The sequence below is a fragment of the Streptomyces sp. NPDC045021 genome, assembly GCF_056432645.1.
This window is the reverse complement of sequence record NZ_JBWKIQ010000001.1, coordinates 139,166-157,226: the sequence shown is the minus strand read 5'-3', so window position 1 is coordinate 157,226 and position 18,061 is coordinate 139,166. Positions and strand designations below refer to the sequence as shown.

Sequence of the window (18,061 nt, the reverse complement as noted above, 5' to 3'; positions counted from 1 at the left end):
GGGCCCCCAATCTATTGAGAGAAAGAGTCGTCATCGCGGAGATCGTAACGCTCCGGATCGCGATCTGCCAGGCGTTTTCGGTCGGACGCTCCGGGTTTCTGCTGTCGAGACCTGCTACTTCGTGTCGTCGAAGGTCCACACGGCACGGGTGCCCGGGCCGACGGTGAGAGTCGACCGGCCGATCCGCTCCTCGTGGCGGTACCTGACGGGATGGTTGAGCGACATCTCGACCTGCCGCAGGCCGACCTTGTCAGACGCGACGGCGTCGAACCGGATCGTGGTGCCGCCACCGTGTGCGACGACGCCACCGCCCGCCACCGACCGCACGGCGAACCCGCCGGCCTTCAGCAACGGCACCGTGTTGGCGAGGTCGCGTCCGGAGACCGCGAGACGGATCGAGGTCACGTCCCGCATCAGGTGGTCGCGGTAGTCGTCGGAGAGATAACGCTCTCGGCCGACGTCACCGGGGTAATTGGCCGGCTCCGTCTTGCTGCGCGGGTCGGCGAAGTACTCCGGCAGGTACTCCATCCCCCAGGCTCCGAAGGAGTCGTACTGGTCGGTGGTGAACACGGCGTCGAACCACGGCACCGGTACGCCGTCGCCGAAGTCACGCGTCTGACGGAACTCGACCGGGTTGGCGATCCCCTGGTCCCGCAGGCGCTCGGTCACTGTTGCCAGGGCGCCGGACCGCTCGACCGAGAGCCCCATCCCGCCGGCGCCGAGGCCACCGTCCTGGCCGGGTAGATCGCCGATCCCGAACAGTTCGAGGTACGTCTGGCGACCCATCAGATAGCGACCGGTCCAGGTCTGTCCGCCGGTGCCCGTCGTGGTGCGGACCTGGAAGTTGGCGAAGCTCCGCAGGTAGTCGGAGTGCTCGATGGCATCGGCGGTTTCCCGGTCGAGCACACCATAGGCATGGTAGTAGAACAGCAACTGCCGATCGGGGTGCGACCGGCTCTTCCCGGCCCACGCGGTTGCCGTACCCCCTTGAAGCACCCCGGTGAGAATCACAGCAAGGACCATGGCCATTCGCAGCACTCGGCGACGTAGCATGCAAATGATCGTAGAACGCAGCGAACCAACCGCGCTGCCGGTTCGAACAACCGGGCCCTGGACCCTGGCCGGCGATCGGGCTGCGCATCATCACCCCTTCCGATGATCGATGTTGGCCCGCGATACCTTCTTCGGCATGGAGCCGCTGGTATTCGACTACGGGGGACTTGCACCTGCGCGTGAACCGACGGGTGGTCTGACGTGCAATCACGGGTTCTCGAGCTTGGCGACGTGCATCTGCGGGTCGACCACGGCATCTTCGAGATGTTCCGGCGAGATCGCATCACCCGGCCGTGGGGTGAGGGCCGGCGTTGGGCCGGGCCACGTGCCTCGGCGCGTAGTGCTGTGCTCCGTCAGAGGTCTGCTCCGTAACAACCGCTGGCACATGGGGGAGCCTCGCGCAAGAGGGTGGTGGTGCGAAGCGAGTCGGTGGTTACGCTGCCGCGCATGGACCTTGTCACGGGAAACGGGCGGTAGCTGATGATGCGGGAACTGACGGATGTGGAGTGGGCCGCGGTGCGTTCGGCGTACTGCCAGGGAACTCCTGCCGTGTGCCCGGACTGCGCTCAGCGCGGCACGCCCGAACTGAAGCCGGCCGAGCGCGTGATGCGCTTCCCGTGCGGCCATCAACTGGCGGTCCCGGAGGGCGCCACGCCCTGAAGGATCGGCGAGGCAACGGTCGTGGCCCTCACGGTCCTCTGGGGGTGACCATGATCCGGCGTTTTCCGCCGAAGGAATGAATCCCCGCGCCGGCCCCCCCGGGCGCGATGTACCGGCCCGGGGAGGAGACGCGGAGACGGCGGGTACCTGAAGTGAAGGGGCTTGCCGTCGGACGGTTCTAGCCCTTGGGTTGCGTGAAGCGGATGCTGTTGCCGAAGGGGTCGCGGAGGGCGCAGTCGATTCCGTACGGGCGCTCCGTGGGTTCCTCGGTGAGCTCGACGCCCCGGCTCCGCAACGTGTCGTACGTCTTGCGGCAGTCCTCCGTGCTGAAGATGAGGGAGCCACCCGTCGCGCCCTTGGTCAGCAGCTCGCGGACCTGTTCTGCCGTCTCTTCGGACATCGCCGGGGCGCCCGGCTTCTCCAGCAGGATCTGGCGATCCGGGTGGCCGGGGACGTTGACGGTCAGCCAGCGCATGAAGCCCATGTCGATGTCGGCGCTGACCTCCAGACCGAGCTTGTTGACGTAGAAGTCGAGGGCCTCGTCCTGGTCCAGGACGTAGATCTGTGAGTGTGTGATGGCGGTGAACATGTGCATCACGCTACTGGGCGGGCCGGACGAAAACTTATCCAAAACTGCTCAGTCGGCGGACGCTGCGGTCGTGCGAACGCTCGTGCCGAGGCTCAGGCGCTCGGCCGCGTCCACGCCATGGTGAAGCACGTCGGCACGTCCGCGGCCGCGGCCTCCTTGCGGTACGCCCTCGGGGACCGGCCGACGATGTCACGGAACGTGCGGCTGAAGGTTCCCGGGCTGCCGAAGCCGACCTGGAAGCAGATGTCCGTCACGCTGCGGTCCGTCTCCCGCAGCAGGAACATCGCACGCTCGACCCGGCGTCGCTGCAGGTAGCGGTGCGGCGTCTCGCCGAAAGTGGCCCGGAAGGTACGCGCGAAGTGCGCCTGCGACACATGGGCGATCCGGGCCAGGGCCGGGACGTCCAAGGGCTGCGCGTAGGCACGGTCCATCGCATCCCGGGCCCGCAGCATGCGGCGATTGGTCTCTTCTGCGGCGCTGCTCACGGCGCCATCACACCACGGTTGTCCGCTGTCCGTGGCCCACCCGCCGGTGCGCTCCTGGCGCCGAAGCGCATTCTCTGACTAAAGTCAGAGAATGGATGAGGTGCAGATCAACCAAGTGAGGCGGTTCAACCGCACCGTCACCGAACGTGTCGGCGTGCTTCACGACCGCTACCTGGGCCGCGACCGGCCCATCGGCGAGGCTCGGCTGCTCTGGGAGATCGGCGAGCAGGGCGAGGACGTGCGCCGGCTGCGCGAGCGCCTCGGGCTCGACTCGGGGTACGTCAGCCGGCTGCTTCGCTCGCTGGAGACCGACGGCCTGGTGACCGTGGAGCCGCAGCCCCGGGACAGGCGGGTGCGCACCGTCCGGCTCACCGACGCGGGCCGCGCGGAGCGCGCCGTACTCGACGGTCGCAGCGACGAGCTGGCCGGCTCCCTGCTGGCACCGCTCAACACTGCTCAGCGTGCCCGGCTGGTCGCCGCCATGGCCGAGGTCGACCGGCTGCTGACCGCCGCGACGGTCACGCTGAACGTCGTCGATCCGGACCACCCCGACGCCCAGCACTGCCTGCGGTCCTACTTCACCGAGTTGCAGGAGCGCTTCGAGACCGGCTTCGACCCGGCACGCAGTCTGCTGCCCGACGCGGGCGAACTCCGGCCGCCGCACGGCCTGTTCCTCGTTGCCCGGCTGCACGGCGACCCGGTCGGCTGCGCCGGTCTGAAGCTGCCGCACGGCGCTCCGGCCGAGATCAAGCGTATGTGGGTGGCTCCCCGGGCCCGCAGGCTCGGCCTCGGCCGCCGGTTCCTGGCCGAACTGGAGGCGATGGCCGGCCGGCACGGCTGCGAGGTACTGCGGCTGGACACCAACAAGGTGCTCAGCGCCGCGATCGAGCTGTACCACTCCCACGGCTTCCAGGAGGTCGCCGCCTTCAACGACGAGCCTTACGCCCACCACTGGTTCGAGAAGCGGATCACCACAGCTACGTCGGGGTGAGGGCGGACGGTGCCGCGGTCTGCCCACTGTGCGCGGCTTTTGAGCGGGTGCGCGCCACCGTCCTGAAGCCGCTCCCGCCGGTGAAGGGCCGGGCGGGAGCGGTGTGCCGTCCCCCTTGTCGCTCAGCACGGGGACGGCACGGCCTTCCGGAGGGAAGGTTCCGACGCCGGAGGCGTCCGATCTCCCATTGACGGACGCCAGCGACGCAAGCGCACGAAAAACAGGGGAAGTTCGCCCTTAAGAGCGATCAACGCGGCATCATTCCCACGGGTGTTCGAGCCGAATGGCGTCCGCGGCGCGGGGAACCCGCGGCCATTGTTCCGCAATCGCATGATCACGTGGCGCGGCAGCGCGTCTCCCCACCATGCTGGCGTCCCGGCTCCTCGACGGCGCGTCAGCACCGCCGCGAAGAGGCCTTCCGGATGCCCCTCGTCGTCGTTGGAACGGGAAAGGTCCCGATGTCCAGTAAGCAGGTGTTGACCCTCATCGTGTTGGTGTCGGTCTTCTCATGGAGTGCGGTCATGGCCGCGCTCGGGCAGTTGACCGCTGTGGCCGCGTTGGTGCCCTCGCTCGGGCTGCTGGTGCAGCAGGTCGTCCATGCGTCCGCCTGCGGGAGGCCCGAATCCACCGCGGCCGGATCTGCTCCTGCCGCGGGGTCGGACGAAGGTGCCACCCGGTGAGCCCCCATGCCGTGCCGCCCGAGCAGACCGAGGGGGAGCCGCCCATCCGGCGGGGCAGGAAGCCGGAACCGATCACGGAGCAGGCCGGCACCTCTCACCGCGCCTGGCTCGAGCCGGTTCGTACCCGGCTCTTCACCAGCGGTTTGACGCTCGACGACCTCGTGGAGCGGTCGGGGTACTCCAAGACACGGATCTCGGAACTGCTGCGCGGCGCCGGCCTGTACCCGCGGTGGGAGATCACCTACAGCGTGATCCGCGTGCTGGGCATCCCGGCCCGGCCCATGCGCCGGCTGTGGATCGCGGCGGCGCGCGAGGCGCAGAAGAAGAAGGACTGGATAGACGGCTGCATAGCGGAGGTCCCGCCGTCGAAGGGGCCCGAAGTCCGGCCGCTGGACCACCAGGGCTTCACCGACACCCACCGCGCCCCCTACACCTCCTACGCCAAGGCGCTCCTGCTCACCGAGGAGCGGGCCGCCTGCGTGGTCTTGGAGGCCTTCGACATCCTGTGGCTGTGTTGGGACGAGGCTCTGGGGAGTTCCAACGTCCAGCGGTTCGCCTGGCGGCTCCTGCGCGCCCGGGTCATGGCGCGCACCCCGCACATCGACAACCACCCGCTGCTGGCCGCTGCCGCCTTCGCCACCGTCGCCCAGGACCGGGCCGCAGACCCCGCGGCCCGCTTCGCGCAGGTCGGCGAATCGCTGACGTTGTTCGACGCCGTCAGCCGCCTGCCGGACAACCAGATGGACGTAACGATCCTGCGCTACCTGTGCGGCATGGACACCACCGCCGCGGCCGAAGTGCTGGGTGTTCCGCTCGCCTCGGCGCGCTCCGACGACCGCCACGCCAAACGCACGCTGACCGAGACTCTCAACCTCCACGACCGCCCGGGAGGCGCTTCCCTATGACGTCGATCGACCAACTCCTCGCACGTGCACTCCTGATGCGGGAGCCCGGCATCCCCAGCGACGTGGTCACGTACGAGGATGTCCACACCTCCGCCGGCTCTGACGACGTTCTGTCCTGGCCGTCGTCGAGCCCGTTCAACGAGGACCCTCCCGGGGGAGACGCGGCCTACGACCTGCAGACCCTCTGCGAGACCGTCGTGACCCAGACCGCCGCGACTTCGCTGAGTGACTTCGTCACCGCGCAGCTGCCGGAGCCGGGCGGTGCCAGGGTCCTGGGATGCATCCTGCATCTGGCCGACTCCGAGGACGGCGCCCGCTTCTGGTGGCAGTACGCCGCAGGCGCCGGCGACGACGTGGCCTCCTACTGCCTGTACCTGCACCACCTCGCCCTGGGGGAGACCCACGCGGCCGCATGGTGGGGCAAGCAGACCCGCATCGACACCCAGCCCGCGCCCGAGACGGTCAACCTTCCCGGCTCCGCGGAACCGTCCGACAACCTCAACCTCGACTCCAGCACTCCGACCGTCCTGCGCGTCCTGGGCAGGCTCCTGAGTCCGGCCGACAGATCCAGAACCGAAGTCGTGACCGCGGTGATGGAGTACGTCCCCAGCGCCGTCGCGGCCGGCTACGTCGACAACCCCGACGTCGAGATCCCGCTGCCGGGACCGCACTTCGCGGATCACATCGCCATCATCCTGGCCGCCGCGCCCAGCATCAGCGGCGCCACCTGCCAGCGCCAGAAAGCCCGCTCTCCGTCACTGCGGCGTCGTCCCGACCACATGCGCGCCGACGCCGCCTCCGAGGATCCAACGCGCGGCGGCCACCGATGACGGTGGGCGACCGCTGACGACGGTGCCGGGGCGCACCTGGTGGTCCGGACAGCCGCTCAGGCGGTGCGATGTATTTCGCTCGGGAGCGATGAATTTGCCGCAGCACGGGAGTCTCCCTTGGTGAGCATGCTTTGTCGCCCCGCACCAGGAGGATCCCTGTGAACCCGACGTCTCCCGTTCCCGCCACCGTCGACACCCTCCGGGTCCCCGGAGCCCGGCTGCACTATGAGGTACGTGGCCAGGGGCCCCTCGTGGTGCTCGTCGGCGCGCCGATGGACGCCAGGTCGTTCGCGCCGCTCGCGGAGCGGCTGGCACCCGACCACACCGTTCTCACCACCGACCCTCGCGGCATCAACCGCAGCCCGGTCGACGACCCCGACCAGGACTCGACCCCGGAGATGCGGGCCGACGACCTGTCCCGGCTCCTGGTCCACCTCGACGCCGGCCCGGCCACGGTCCTTGGCTCCAGCGGCGGGGCCGTCAGTGCCCTCGCCCTTGTCCAGGCCCACCCCGGACTCGTCCACACCGTCATCGCCCACGAACCCCCGCTGAACGAACTGCTCGACGACCGCGAGCAGATCCGGGCGCTGACCGAGGACATGATCGCCACCCACCTGTCCGGCGACCGGACAGGTGCCTGGAAGCAGTTCATGGCCCTGGCCAACATCAACCTGCCCGACGGCGTGTTCGACCAGATGTTCGGCGGAGAGTGGGAGCCGCAGCAGATCGCGGACGACCACTTCCAGTTCGCGCACATGCTGCGCCCGACCACCCGGTGGCACCCGGACCTCACCGCCCTGCGCTCAACGCAGACCCGGGTTGTCATCGGCCTGGGCAAGGAATCGGGCGGCCAGATCTGCGAGCGCACCTCGATCGCCCTCGCCTCGGCACTCGGCGCCGAGCCCACCGTGTTCCCCGGTGGCCACACCGGCTTCGCCGAGGACCCCGACGGCTTTGCGACCCGGCTGCGCGAGGTGCTGGGCTGACTCGGCGTACCGGCGTCATGGTCAGGACGATCCGAGTGGCTGAACACCTGCCCTCGGGTTCAGCGTCGGCGCAGCCGTACGAATCCGTGGTCTCCGCAACCCGCGTCCCGCATGGCCCAGCCGAGGACCTCGGTGAGCCAGGCGAGCACCTCGACGGACCACTCGCGGACCGTGCAGTCGACGTGTCCGAGGAATTCCAGCGGAACATACGCGGAGCCCCGGAATTCCACCGGCCCTGGATCCGGACTGTCACGGATTTCCAGGGCCGCGGCGTCGCCGAGCCAGGTCTGCGCACTGCTGACGACGGATGCCGCCCGGGCGCTGTCGGCGGTGGAGGAGTAGAGGTCGATGCCGATCACTTCCGCAAGCGCCGGATCGGAGAACGCGAACCAGTCGCGATCGTAGGCGAACTCGACGGGTTCGCCGTTGAACTCGCCGAGTGGCAGCAGGAAGTCGCCCTGAGTGATCCGGGGTGTGCCGACCTTTCCGAGGACCTTCTCCAGCACCGAGCCGATCGGCTGGAGTGGGACCCTGCCCCGTTCCGTGCCGTCCGTGTCCACCTGCAGCCAGATCAACTCGGGTGCTTCGGCGCTTCCTGTCCACGCATCGCCGGCGTCGTTGTGACGCCACAGGATGCGGGGTGATTCCTTCGACTGGTGGAACGCCGTCATTCCCTGCATGACGCTCTGCCTCACGATCAGGATGAACGCGTCGTCATCCACGCCGTTCGCGTACTGCCGGCGGGCCCAGTCATGCAGTTCGATCGAGCCCATCAGGCTGACGATCAGCGTCGATTCCATGCCGGTCAAAGGAATCACCCATCGCTTCCGACTATGAGGTGGGCAGGCAGGGATACGCCGCCGGCGTCGTCACGGCCTGTTCAGCGCTGTCGGCATAGCCGACGAGGTCGACATCGATCCGCGTGCGGTACGTGTACTTCGTACCCGAAGCGATCGGGCCCGCGGCGCACACCATGCGCGCCGTCGCCCGCCGTGCGCTGCCGCCACCGGGGTAGACGGTCTTCGCACCCTGGCCGACCACGTGCCAGCTGCTGCCGGACTTCACCTCGAGCCAGATGGTCACCTTGGCCTTCGTGGCCTTGGTCGTGCCCTTGATCCACCAGCCGTGCCCGGACATGGCGGCAGGGGCACCCTTCGTCCACGTCGAGTAGTGGACCTTGTCGCCATCCGTCAGGAAGAGGCCTATCTCGGCGGCCGCGGCCTGCGGAGCGGCTTCGGAACTCGGTGCGATCTCGTGCACCACGACGGGGCCGGGCGTCGGCGGTGACAGCGGTTCCGCGCTTGCCGTGGCAAAGGACGATCCGACGAGTGAGACAACCGTGAACGACACGGCAACAGCCCATCGAAAGGCGCGCATACATCCCCCAAACTATGAGACCGTCCGCCGGTCGTGCGGACGCGGCGCCGACGCTAACACATGCTCGTGCCCTGGTCGGAGACCGTACTGCGGTGTGGTGAGGCGCAGTTGCCGGCAACGGGCTCGCGAGATCCGAACCCCGGAACCGACCAGGCAGATCAGGGCGCGGGAGGTGACGGGGACGCGGGGGGCTCCTTGAGTTCGATCTCGACGAAAGCCAGCCATGAGCTTCCGGTGTTGACGACGTCGTGCTCGGCACCCGCGGGGCGGGCGTACGACTCGCCCGCCCGTAGATCTGACTCGACCGCCGATCCGTCGGGCGACAGCGCGCTGATCCGGCCGTCGACCACCGGGACGACGACGTAGTCGTGCTCGTGGACATGGGGGCCGGTGCGCGTGCCCGGCTCGAAGTCCCAGCGGGTGACGCGTACTCGCTGGTCCTCGTGCTGCACGCTCGCGTGCGCCGTTGTCGTCATGGCCTCTTCCCCGCTCGTTGTCCTCCGGGCCGTACCGCTGCACGCTCGTCGAATATACGCGGTGGGGCCGGTCGGATCCGGTTTCGAATCCGCTTCAGATCCTGGTCCGGGCCGGTACGAGGAAGGTGAAGCCCCTGGTCGGTACCGCCCGGGAGGATGCGGGCGGGACCGGCCAGGGGGCAGGCTGCGCCGGCGTTCAGGCGTTCTGCTGGGTCAGGAGACCCTGTCGCAGTGAGGCCAGGGCCGAGGCGGCTCCCGGGAGCCCCGCCTGTTCGCACCGGGTGATGGCCGTCGACAACCGGGCCGCCGCGGCGTCCACGGCGCCCAGCGCGTTGCCCTCGATCAGGGCCGCCACTCGGACGGCTTCTGCACGGGGCTCCTCCGCGGGCCGGCCGCCGGCCTCGTACGCGGTGATCGCGAGCTCCATTTCGGCGAGGGCTTCCGCGTACCGTTCGGCCGCCGCATAGGCGCGGGACCGCTGGTAGCGGATGGTTCCGGTCTGGTACCAGGTGACGAAGTCCTCGGCATCGTCAGGGATCTGCTCGCAGACCCGGTCGGCCTCCGCGAGATGGCCGAGCGCGTCGTCCAGCCCTTCGGCGTCCCGGGCGACCATCGTCAGCCGCGCGAACTCGCACATCATTCCCGTGACGCGCCCGGGGCGGGGCGCCGTCGCGTGCGAGGCCAAGGCGCGTGCGTAGGCCGCTCGTGCGGGTTCCCACAGGTCGGCCTCGGCCAGGGCGACCGCGGCTTCGCAGGCGACCATCGTGTGGGTGCCCTGCTCGGGCCACTCCGCCAGGGAGTCGGCGAGCCGGAGGAACTCCTCGGCGGCGGCGCGCTTCTCGTCGAGCGCGCTCAGCCCGCGTGCCAGATCGAGCCGTATCTGGGCGCGGAGCCGCTCGTCCAAGGAGCCGGTCTCGTCGGAGTTGGTCTCGTCGTTCAGCACCGATTCGAGGACCGCGACAGCGTCGGCCTGCCGGTTCGCGTTCGTGAGCGTTGAGGCGAGTTCGAGTCTGACCTGCGCGGCGTTCTCGGTCTCTCCTTCGCGGTCGAGGCGGTCGGCGGCTTCGGAGAGATTCCGGATGGCGCCCTGGGTGTCTCCCGAGTGCGCGCAGGCGTGGCCGAGCATCGCGTAGGTGGAGCTGACGGGGAAGGACCGGTCGCCCCACTGGGCGGCGGAGGCCAGCGCACGGTGCAGGAGCGGCACGGCCTCGTCGGGGTGCCCGTTCTGCATGGTGATCTGGCCCAGCAGCCCCAGCAGCCGGGTTGCACGCCAGGGCTGCAACGCCGTCTCGATCAGCTGCAGCGCGGTCCTCGCCTCGTCCGTGGCGGCATCGAGCCGGCCGGTCCGGGCCGCGACGTCAGCGGTGAACTGGTGGGCTGTCGAGATCCGATGGACGCACTCCAGCCGGATCGCCTCGGCGTGGAACTCCGCGAGCGCCGCGTCGAACGTCTTGCGCGTGTCATCGGAAACGTCGGGCAGTTCCTTGATCAGCGACTGGTGCGCGACGGACACGAGGCACTGCAGTACGGCCAGATACCGCTCCGTCTCACCTTCCGTCTCACCCTCCGCGTCACCGGCCAGCAGTTCCCTGGCACGGAGCAAGGCCGTGTCCAGTTCCTCGCCGACCGAAGAGCCGTCCAACTCGGGATCCTCCTGCGCGCCGGCGGCCAGTCCCGTGGCGGCCCGGGCGCGAGCGGCCACGGCGTGGCTGGGCAGGCCCGCCTCCTCGTACGTCGCGGCGGCTTCGAGCATCGCCTCGCGGCCCCGCTGCCACTTCTCGTCCTCGAACGCCTCGAAGCCCGCCTGCTCGGCGAGTTCGGCCCGCAGCATTACCTCAGGGCCCAGCTCGGCCGCGTGGACGTGGCCGTCGGCCACGACGAGCTCGGCGACGCGGCGCCACAGCGCCTCGTCGTCCGGGCGACCGACTCGTGACAGCTCGCGGGCCCGGGTCACCAGGGCGGTGAAGTCCTCCGGTATCGGCTCGGCGGAAGCCAGGACGGCCGGTGCCGCCGGGGTCGCCGACGTGACGGGCAGCGCGGCGCGGACGCCCAGGACCAGGGGTTCGGCCAGCAGGGGCAGCTGTGCCAGCCGCGTCCGGCGCTCGTCGCCGACCGCGGTGGTGCCGTTGCGGGCGTCGAAGGCGGCGGCGACGCTCCCGGCCTCCGCGCGGACGTGGTCCAGCAGCGCGGTCGCGGTCCAGTTGCGCCCGGGCGGTCCTGCCACGGCAAGCTCACCATGGCCGTCGCCGACCAGTCCCGCCAGCAGCAGTTCCACACCCGTGAGGAAGCCGAGGCGGGCCAGCGGAGCACCGTTGTCCTCGAACAGCACCCGGTTCTCCGCGAGGATCTCCAGGCCGCGGCCCGCGTTGCGGGACAGGGCGCAGAACTCCAGGTGCAGACCGATCTCCTGCGTCATTCCCGTCTTGCCGCGGGCGAAGCGGTACCCGACGAGGTGGTTCGAGCGGGCCTCGTCCGGGCGGCCCGTGCGCAACAGCGGGAGCAGGCTGAAGGCCTGGCTGCCGTACGGCTCCTCGGTGCAGGTGAGGGCGCCGGACAGGACCGGCTGCCAGGTGGTGAGCGCACGCTCGTCCGCCCCTTCCCGCACCTGGTGGCAGGCCTGCCGGCGGATCTCGCAGGCCTCGCAGTCGCTGAGCTCGGAGCGCGGTCGGGTCGCCCACAGGTCGAAGGCCGGGAGCACACCGGTACCGGTGTGCACGGCGAGTTGGTAGCGCAGCGCGTAGACGGGCTGCAGTCCGTGGCCGTCCGCGCGGTAGCGGTCGCGCATCTCGTCGATCCAGCGCCGGACCGCGGTGAGCGGAACGTCCGGCACCTGGATCAGCGAGTTCGCCACCCACTTGAACCGCCACAGGATCTGACCGGCCTCCCACTCGCTGAACGCGTCGGGGTCGCTCTCCCGCACCTTCAGGATGCGTGCGAAGACCACGGGCCCTTTGCGGTGCTCGCCCGTGTACGCGTAGGCCTCCATCAGCTCCAGCAGCGCGGTGACCAGACTGCCGCGGTCCTCGAACTGGTCTGCGGCCTCGACGAGTTCCTCGGCGGCAACGGTCCGCGGGCGGCCGTAGGGTCGCTCGTTGTTCTCGCGCAGGGCGTCGAAGACGGCCTCTGGGGTGTCCAGCATTACGACTCCTCCGGGGGGTCGGCTGCCATCGGGTCGTGCATGGCGTGGGCGAGCAGGTTGATGAAGGCCCGGTTGAGCAGAGCGCTTTCGGTCGACCGCAGCGGCCGGCGGGTCAGCAGGAGGGCTTGGCCGTACAGCGCTTCCACGGCCGTCACCGCCAGACCGCGCTCGGTGATCGTGGCGGCGCGCCGCACCAGGGGGTTGAGGTGGTTGAGCACCAGCTGGGCGCGGGGCGCCTCGGAGCGCAGCGAGCCGAGGATGTCGGCCCACAGGCCGTCGGCCTGGCCGGCGAGTTCCGTGCGAGTGCGTTCGTGCCGCGCCTCGCGGTTGTCCAGCAGCAGCGCGGGAGCGTTGACGGGGTGGAAGCTGCGCAGCACGACATCGCAGTCGAACTGCCCCATGACTTCACGCGCGATGTGCAGGAACCAGGTCGCGGCGAGCTCGGCCGCCGGGTCGACGGCGTCCAGGTGAGCGGTGACGGCGCTGGGGTCGAGGTCGACGACCGAGACCCCGGGCCGGATCTCGGGCAGCCGGTGCACCAGGTCGCTGTCGTAGGTGTACCCGCCGTTGACCACGCCGAGCCCGGCCGCGCTGGCGATGGGGGCGACCTGCCGGAACTCCTCGACGGTCTGGGCCACCAGGATCACCGGGTGGGCCCGCGCGAACTCGTCAAGGGTGACGTTGCCGTCGGTGGTCTCGAACGGCAGCCATGGCAGGAGCAGACGCAGCAGTTCGTCGTCGTACCGGGCGAGTGCCTTGACGGCGAGGTGGTGGGTGCTGATGAAGCGGTGCAGCAGGGCCGGGTCGCTGGCCGACAGGCCGGTGAGCCAGTCGCGGATCCGTGCGCCGAGGGCGTCGCGGATCGCCGCGAGCGTCTCGTCCTCGTACAGCGCCTCACGGGAAGCGGTCGGGCGCAGGCTGTCGGCGTCCACGACACAGCGGACGAAGAACGCCCACTCCGGCAGCAGTTCCTGCGCCTGGTCGGACACGAGCATGCCCTTGAGATGGACCCGGTGGCCCGCCTGCCGTGAAGGATGTACAGCGGTCGGCAGAACGTAGGCGACGCCCCGCAGCCCTGCCACGGGCAGGTCGAGTTCGATGGTGTCCAGCGGCGTGAAGTCGAAGGTCTGCCGGCAGTGTTCGGTCAGCGCCTCCTTACGGGCCAGCGGGGAGGCGTGGGGGCGCTCCCAGGGTGCCGGGGTGTCATTGATGCGGGTCGCGTCGCCGCGTCCGTCGATGACGGTGACCTCGTGCTTGAGGAGACTGCCGTAGTGCCGGGCGAGCGCGACGACCCGATCGGGACGGGTCCACTCCCGCGCATCGCCACGGGGCACCAGTCGCACTCGCGTACCGGGCTCGGGCATCTCGCTCGCCGGCAGAGTGCGGATGGTGTAGCGGCCGTCGGAGGTACCGCGCCATTCGACCACCGCAGCCGCGGGGTCCGCGGCCGACCGGGTCACGACGGTGATCTCGTCCGCGACCACGAAGCAGGCGAGCAGCCCGATGCCGAACTGGCCGATGAAATCGCTCCGTGCCGAGGCCAGTTCCATCCCGTCGAGCCCGCCGTCGGCTCCGCGCTTGGAGCTGCGGCCGATGGTCGCCAGGAACGTGTGCACATCGGCTTCCGACAGGCCGATGCCGGTGTCGGTGACTGTCAGGTCGTCGCCGGCGCGCACGGTGATCCGCGCGGGCGCGCCCGGCGACAGGGCCTGCCGCGCGGTGATCGCGTCGACAGCATTCTGCAGCAGCTCCCGCAGGTAGACGCGGGGACTGGAGTAGAGGTGGTGGGACAGCAGGTCGACCAGGCCGCGCAGGTCGACTTGGAACGTATGGGTGGTCTGAGCTTCGGACACCTGAGACGACTCTCTCGTTCGGCACCTGGAGAGGTGGACCCGGAGATGGCCCTGGAGGGGCTTCCGGGGGAGCGCCGATGGGGGCGCGGGGCAGGGGTGGTTTGGGAGGCGGCGCCAAGGCGTCGGGCCGAGCGCCGGCGTCGGACGCGACGAACGCGTCCGACTAGCGGTGCTGGGCGGGGCCTTGGGCTGAGGCCTTGGGCAGGGGGTTGAGTCGGGTCTTGACTCGGAGGCTGGAACTGGAACTGGGGCTGGGGAGGGAGTTGGGGCCGGGGCTCAGGCTCCGACGCGCTTGCGCCAGGTGCGGAAGTTCTGCTCCGAGTCCCCGGCGACGTACAGCCAGGGGAATTCGGTGACGGTTCCGCCCGCGGACCGGAACATCTCGGCGGCGGCGGACCTCTCACCCGCGAGTGCGAAGGCCAGCGCAAACGTGTTGAACCCCCGGGCCCATCCCCGCGGCCGGGTGTAGTCGCGGTGGCGGACCGACCGGTCGGCCGCCTCGTGCAACTGCCCGATCACCTCGTACGTGCGCAGGTACGCGCCGTCGCCATGGGCCTGGCACTTCTCCAGCCAATCCTCCAGGTGCGCGATGGCGACGAGCTCACCCAGGGGGCTGCCTTCCGGCGCCGCCAGCATGGAGTTCCGGGCGAAGGCGTGCATCTCCTCGCGAGACCCGCTCCACTTGGCGCACAACTGCTGCAACCGCTGTTGATGGCTTGCCAGGTGGCCGGGGTAGCGGCGCACGGCCGCCTCGAAACGCATTGCGGCGATCTCGGGTCCCACCTCCAGGCCCCGCCCGGCGGTCTGCAGGAAGAGCCAGGGAGCGACCCACTCCGGTTCCCGTTCGGCCACCTCGTACAGCAGCTCCTCCGCGGTGCGCAGCCGCTCGTGGAAGACCTGGAACTGTTCCCGGGAGACATGCCTGGCCTGATGCTTGGTCCGGGCCTCCCAGGCCCAGGCGACGTGCCGGGCTCCGGAGACGAGCCGCGGCAGCGCGGCGTCGGGGTCGGCCGCGATGATCCCGGGTATCCACTCTTCGATCCCGGCGACCTCGGTCACGTTCGTCAGCAGCCACGTCAGGTCCTGGCCGTCGGTGACGGCGGACAGCTGCTCGTTCATCGTGGCCCAGTCACCGGCCGCGGCAGCCGCCCGCAGGGTGCGGAGGCCCGCATCTCCGACGCTGGGATCGAGGCGTGCCGTCGGGCGGATCCAGCGCGCCGCTGTGAACGGTCCTGGACGTCCCGGTCTGAACGCGCCGGGACCTTCCTGGTTCTCGTCCGGCGCCCCCACGGCGGAACGTTGGCGGATCAGTGCCATGCTGCGGCCCTCTCTCGATGTGTGAACAGGGCCGTACGAACACCGCCCCCCAGGTGGAAGGAATATCATGACGTGATCCGAACACCTGTGCCGAGTCGATTTTCGCCATCGGCAACGGTTCCGGATCCTCCCGGGAAGAACCGGTTGAGGCGGCGCGGGAACTCTGCATCGCATCGAGTGAGCGACGATCGGACCCTGTTCGTCACGTAGCCCTGTGCGTGCGGCGTCCGCAGCCGTATCCGTGACGTGTGGTCAGCGGTGGCCGGCTGTGCCCGCGGCCTGCATCACGGGCGCGAGGCGGAGGCGGAGCCCAGGGTGTTGGCTTCCTTCGCGGTGCGGAGCCGGTCCAGGTCGACGTCGAGGTCCAGGATGCCTTCGGCGGTCTCCGCGTTCTCGGGCAGTGCGAGGGCCGTCGTGACGTGGGCCGGCAGGGGCGTCAGGCCGAGGAGACCGGTGACCAGCGTGGTCGTCAGGCGGTGCCATGACGGGGCGCGGCGCAGCATCGCGTGATCGCTGTCCCGGATGGTGATGAGGCAGGTGCGGGCGCCCGCGTGGCGGGCCCGGGTGGTGAGGGAGCGGGTGTCCTCAGGGTTGGTTATCCGGTCGCGGGTGCTGTGGAGCAGAACAGCGTCACGGCCCGCGAGCTGCGTTACCGGATCGCCCGGCGGGCACCACGGGGCGAGGCCGACCACTCCCTTGACCAGGGGGTGTCCGGCGGCGCGGAGAGCGGCGCGGGCGCCCATGGAGTGGCCCAGGAGCACCACCGGGATCCCGCCTGCCTCGCGCTCCAGGGCGTCGAGGGCGCGTGCGACGTCGTGGAGCGGGTCCTCGCGGGCACCGTTCCAGCCACGGTGGGTGTACGGGATGTTGCGGATCAGTACCCGCCCGCCGTCATTGCCACCCGTGCTCCGGGTGGCCCGTGCCAGGCTCCGGGCGAACGGGCGCATACGTACTGCGGGCAGGTTGAGCAGGCCGGGCGGAGGTGGCTTGATCGCCGTTTCGCGACCGCCGTGCAGGATGAGCACCGCTGCCGTCGGCGGTCGTGGCGTCACGAGGACCTCCTGATCCGGGAGCGGGACGGACACCCGCACACCAACTATTCGGTTCTGCCCGGCCTGCGGATGAGCCCGAGTACCCGGAAGCTTGCCATGCCCAAGAGCCGCGCCGGCGGCGGGTCGGGCAGGTCACAGCATGTCGAGGGGCTGACTACGGGTCGGGGGCGGGAAGGCCGCGTCGAGGATGCGGAGGTCGTCCGCCGTGAGATGCAGGTCGAGGGACGCGTGGTTCTCCTCGACGTGCGCGGTGGTGGAGGCTTTGGGAATGGCGATGACGTCGTCCCGGCGCAGGACCCAGGCAAGCGCCACCTGGACGGAGGACATCCCATGGCCGGCGCCCACGGCTTCGAGCGCCTCATGGCCGAGCAACCGGCCCTGTTCGACGGGGGAGTAGGCCATGATCGGGATGGAGCGTTCCCGGCAGTAGGGGAACAGATCGAATTCCGGGCCTCGCCGGGAGAGGTTGTAGAGCACCTGATCGGTCTGTGGCCGGGCGCCGTCGGGCAGCTCCGCGAGGTCGTCGACGTCCAGGTTGCTCACGCCCCACGCGCCGATACTGCCTTCCGAGACGAGCGATTCCAGGGCCTCGACGGTTTCGTGGAGCGGGACACCGCCACGCCAGTGCAGCAGGTAGAGATCGATCCTGTCGGTCCGCATGCGGCGCAGGCTCGCATGGCAGGCGTCGACCGTGCCCTTTCGGTCGGCATGGGACGGCAACACCTTGCTGACGAGGAAGGACTCGTCCCTTCGGCCGCGAATCGCCTCGCCGACCAGTTCCTCGGCGGCGCCGCTTCCGTACATCTCCGCCGTATCGATCACCGTCAGCCCGAGGTCGAGGCCGCGCCGGAGAGCGGCGATCTCCTCGGAACGCCGGGAAGGATCCTCCCCCATGTACCAGGTGCCCTGTCCGAGGGCCGGCACCCGCACACCGGAGGGAAACGTCACGGTCCGAGCCTCTGCCATCGTGTGCTCCTTCTCAGCTCCCGAGGAGTTGCCCGCCATCGGATGATCACCATGATCGCACCGCCGGTGCGGTGGCGCGGCGCCCCCTCATGGCGAAAACTCGAAGTTGCTGATGGTGCGACACAGCCCAGTACAGATGATCACGGGTGATCGCCTGTAGGAATGCAGTAGTGCAGTAATGCAGCAATGAGCGACGAAAGGTGTCCCATGTCGAAGCCGCCGCTTCCCGACGAGGCAGTCACGATGTTGACGAAGGCCAATCAGGCTGTCGTCACGACTCTGCGCTCGGATGGTCAGCCGGTCTCCACCGCCACCTGGTACCTCTGGGACGAGGGCCGAGTGCTGGTCAACATGGATGAGGGGCGCAAGCGGCTGGAGCATGTGCGCAACGATCCGCGGGTGACGCTCACCGTGCTCGACGAGAGCAACTGGTACACGCACATCAGCATCATCGGCCGTGTCGTCGAACTGCGCGAGGACAAGGATCTGGCCGACATCGACCGGTTGTCCCAGCAGTACCTCGGCAAGCCGTACCCGCGGCGGGAGCGGCGCCGTTTCAGTGCGTGGATCGAGATCGACCGCTGGCACGGCTGGGGCACTCTGAAGGACAGCAGCCAGCCCGGATGATGCCCCTCGGCGGGGCGGAGCGGCTGGTCGGCGCTGCCGCTGCCGTCCGCTCCGTCGCCGTCCGCTCCGCCGCCA

Annotated in this window: 17 protein-coding genes; 6 read left to right on the top strand and 11 right to left on the bottom strand. The window is 69.7% G+C overall.

Going from position 1 to position 18,061, the window contains the following annotated elements; all coding sequences use genetic code 11:
• Positions 1 to 114: 114 nt before the first annotated feature.
• The 3 genes from AC07DC_RS00700 to AC07DC_RS00690 form a co-directional block, all read right to left on the bottom strand.
• Positions 115 to 1,029, bottom strand: coding sequence for a DUF5829 family protein (locus tag AC07DC_RS00700; RefSeq protein WP_478912558.1), 915 nt, complete (start codon positions 1,027 to 1,029; stop codon positions 115 to 117).
• Between the two features lie 862 nt (positions 1,030 to 1,891).
• Positions 1,892 to 2,302: a VOC family protein gene (locus AC07DC_RS00695; RefSeq protein ID WP_478910504.1), complete on the bottom strand. Its 411-nt coding sequence runs from the start codon at positions 2,300 to 2,302 to the stop codon at positions 1,892 to 1,894.
• Between the two features lie 92 nt (positions 2,303 to 2,394).
• On the bottom strand, positions 2,395 to 2,787 hold the full coding sequence (locus tag AC07DC_RS00690; protein ID WP_478910502.1) for a helix-turn-helix domain-containing protein: 393 nt from the start codon (positions 2,785 to 2,787) through the stop codon (positions 2,395 to 2,397).
• Positions 2,788 to 2,878: 91 nt separating this feature from the next.
• Between AC07DC_RS00690 and AC07DC_RS00685 the strand changes: the two genes are divergently transcribed.
• The 5 genes from AC07DC_RS00685 (at position 2,879) to AC07DC_RS00665 (ending at position 7,179) form a co-directional block, all read left to right on the top strand.
• Entirely contained in the window at positions 2,879 to 3,778 is a 900-nt protein-coding gene (locus AC07DC_RS00685) for a GNAT family N-acetyltransferase (RefSeq protein WP_478910500.1), read from the top strand.
• Between the two features lie 458 nt (positions 3,779 to 4,236).
• Positions 4,237 to 4,458 (top strand): hypothetical protein, encoded by a 222-nt coding sequence (locus AC07DC_RS00680; protein ID WP_478910498.1) that lies wholly within the window; start codon positions 4,237 to 4,239, stop codon positions 4,456 to 4,458.
• A complete protein-coding gene (locus tag AC07DC_RS00675; RefSeq protein WP_478910496.1) occupies positions 4,455 to 5,363 on the top strand; it encodes an XRE family transcriptional regulator in 909 nt (302 codons plus the stop codon). The genes AC07DC_RS00680 and AC07DC_RS00675 overlap by 4 nt, the downstream gene beginning before the upstream one ends.
• Entirely contained in the window at positions 5,360 to 6,193 is an 834-nt protein-coding gene (locus AC07DC_RS00670) for a hypothetical protein (RefSeq protein WP_478910494.1), read from the top strand. Before AC07DC_RS00675 ends, AC07DC_RS00670 begins: the two co-directional genes overlap by 4 nt.
• Before the next feature lie 158 nt (positions 6,194 to 6,351).
• Positions 6,352 to 7,179: an alpha/beta fold hydrolase gene (locus AC07DC_RS00665; protein WP_478910492.1), complete on the top strand. Its 828-nt coding sequence runs from the start codon at positions 6,352 to 6,354 to the stop codon at positions 7,177 to 7,179.
• Between the two features lie 59 nt (positions 7,180 to 7,238).
• Here the strand turns inward: AC07DC_RS00665 and AC07DC_RS00660 are convergent, their stop codons facing one another.
• The 8 genes from AC07DC_RS00660 to AC07DC_RS00625 all read right to left on the bottom strand — a co-directional run bounded on the left by AC07DC_RS00660 (position 7,239) and on the right by AC07DC_RS00625 (position 17,359).
• Complete coding sequence (locus AC07DC_RS00660) at positions 7,239 to 7,979, bottom strand: hypothetical protein (protein WP_478910490.1); 741 nt, start codon at positions 7,977 to 7,979, stop codon at positions 7,239 to 7,241.
• A 31-nt stretch (positions 7,980 to 8,010) separates the two neighbouring features.
• Positions 8,011 to 8,529 (bottom strand): hypothetical protein, encoded by a 519-nt coding sequence (locus AC07DC_RS00655; protein ID WP_478910488.1) that lies wholly within the window; start codon positions 8,527 to 8,529, stop codon positions 8,011 to 8,013.
• Positions 8,530 to 8,714: 185 nt separating this feature from the next.
• Positions 8,715 to 9,032 (bottom strand): cupin domain-containing protein, encoded by a 318-nt coding sequence (locus tag AC07DC_RS00650; RefSeq protein ID WP_478910486.1) that lies wholly within the window; start codon positions 9,030 to 9,032, stop codon positions 8,715 to 8,717.
• Between the two features lie 196 nt (positions 9,033 to 9,228).
• A complete protein-coding gene (locus tag AC07DC_RS00645; RefSeq protein WP_478910484.1) occupies positions 9,229 to 12,171 on the bottom strand; it encodes a hypothetical protein in 2,943 nt (980 codons plus the stop codon).
• Positions 12,171 to 14,024: an HSP90 family protein gene (locus AC07DC_RS00640; protein WP_478910483.1), complete on the bottom strand. Its 1,854-nt coding sequence runs from the start codon at positions 14,022 to 14,024 to the stop codon at positions 12,171 to 12,173. The genes AC07DC_RS00645 and AC07DC_RS00640 overlap by 1 nt, the downstream gene beginning before the upstream one ends.
• 276 nt (positions 14,025 to 14,300) lie before the next feature.
• The gene (locus tag AC07DC_RS00635; RefSeq protein ID WP_478910481.1) at positions 14,301 to 15,341 is read right to left on the bottom strand and encodes a hypothetical protein; all 1,041 of its coding nucleotides are present in this window, start codon (positions 15,339 to 15,341) and stop codon (positions 14,301 to 14,303) included.
• 284 nt (positions 15,342 to 15,625) lie between these two features.
• The gene (locus AC07DC_RS00630) at positions 15,626 to 16,393 is read right to left on the bottom strand and encodes an alpha/beta hydrolase (RefSeq protein WP_478910480.1); all 768 of its coding nucleotides are present in this window, start codon (positions 16,391 to 16,393) and stop codon (positions 15,626 to 15,628) included.
• Positions 16,394 to 16,525: 132 nt separating this feature from the next.
• Entirely contained in the window at positions 16,526 to 17,359 is an 834-nt protein-coding gene (locus AC07DC_RS00625; protein WP_478910479.1) for an aldo/keto reductase, read from the bottom strand.
• Positions 17,360 to 17,566: 207 nt separating this feature from the next.
• Here AC07DC_RS00625 and AC07DC_RS00620 point away from each other — a divergent pair, with 207 nt between their 5' ends.
• Complete coding sequence (locus AC07DC_RS00620) at positions 17,567 to 17,986, top strand: PPOX class F420-dependent oxidoreductase (RefSeq protein ID WP_478910477.1); 420 nt, start codon at positions 17,567 to 17,569, stop codon at positions 17,984 to 17,986.
• The last annotated feature ends 75 nt before the right edge of the window (positions 17,987 to 18,061 follow it).

Excerpts from the sequence above, each read along its gene's own strand:
- AC07DC_RS00700 (WP_478912558.1), bottom strand. The coding sequence starts at position 1,029 with ATGGCCATGGTCCTTGCTGTGATTCTCACCGGGGTGCTTCAAGGGGGT.
- AC07DC_RS00695 (WP_478910504.1), bottom strand. The coding sequence starts at position 2,302 with ATGTTCACCGCCATCACACACTCACAGATCTACGTCCTGGACCAGGAC.
- AC07DC_RS00685 (WP_478910500.1), top strand. The coding sequence starts at position 2,879 with ATGGATGAGGTGCAGATCAACCAAGTGAGGCGGTTCAACCGCACCGTC.
- AC07DC_RS00680 (WP_478910498.1), top strand. The coding sequence starts at position 4,237 with ATGTCCAGTAAGCAGGTGTTGACCCTCATCGTGTTGGTGTCGGTCTTC.
- AC07DC_RS00670 (WP_478910494.1), top strand. The coding sequence starts at position 5,360 with ATGACGTCGATCGACCAACTCCTCGCACGTGCACTCCTGATGCGGGAG.
- AC07DC_RS00660 (WP_478910490.1), bottom strand. The coding sequence starts at position 7,979 with ATGGAATCGACGCTGATCGTCAGCCTGATGGGCTCGATCGAACTGCAT.
- AC07DC_RS00650 (WP_478910486.1), bottom strand. The coding sequence starts at position 9,032 with ATGACGACAACGGCGCACGCGAGCGTGCAGCACGAGGACCAGCGAGTA.
- AC07DC_RS00645 (WP_478910484.1), bottom strand. The coding sequence starts at position 12,171 with ATGCTGGACACCCCAGAGGCCGTCTTCGACGCCCTGCGCGAGAACAAC.
- AC07DC_RS00635 (WP_478910481.1), bottom strand. The coding sequence starts at position 15,341 with ATGGCACTGATCCGCCAACGTTCCGCCGTGGGGGCGCCGGACGAGAAC.
- AC07DC_RS00625 (WP_478910479.1), bottom strand. The coding sequence starts at position 17,359 with ATGGCAGAGGCTCGGACCGTGACGTTTCCCTCCGGTGTGCGGGTGCCG.
- AC07DC_RS00620 (WP_478910477.1), top strand. The coding sequence starts at position 17,567 with ATGTCGAAGCCGCCGCTTCCCGACGAGGCAGTCACGATGTTGACGAAG.